We start from the raw sequence: 418 nt of genomic DNA, 5'->3' as shown, positions 1-418 counted from the left end.
GTAAGCAGATCGGGCCCGATTTCGATGTGCGCCAGCACCTCACGCCGCGCTACAACCCGTGGGACCAGCGCCTGTGCCTGGTGCCCGATGGCGATCTGTTCAAGACGATCCGCTCGGGCCGCGCCTCCATCGCCACCGACGAGATCGAACATTTCACGCCGACCGGCCTGCAGCTCAAGGGTGGTGAGCATCTTGACGCCGACGTGGTTGTCACCGCCACCGGGCTCAAGCTCAAGGTGCTGGGCGGTGCGGCCGTGGCTGTCGACGGGCGCCCTGTCGACCTGTCGCAGACGGTGTCGTATAAAGGCATGATGTACAGCGGCATTCCGAACCTCGCATCGTCGTTCGGCTATACGAATGCCTCGTGGACGCTCAAGGCCGAACTGATCGCGCAGTATGTGTGCCGGCTGCTCAACCA

The 418-nt window shown here is 63.6% G+C and carries 1 pseudogene; it reads left to right on the top strand.

Going from position 1 to position 418, the window contains the following annotated elements:
- A pseudogene (locus ACVA58_RS27795) lies at nucleotides 1-418 on the top strand (FAD-containing monooxygenase EthA); the annotation flags it as partial.

Source organism: Photobacterium sp. DNB22_13_2, from assembly GCF_052873915.1.
Note: the sequence above shows the minus strand (reverse complement) of the source record. Positions and strands in the feature narration are given on the sequence as shown.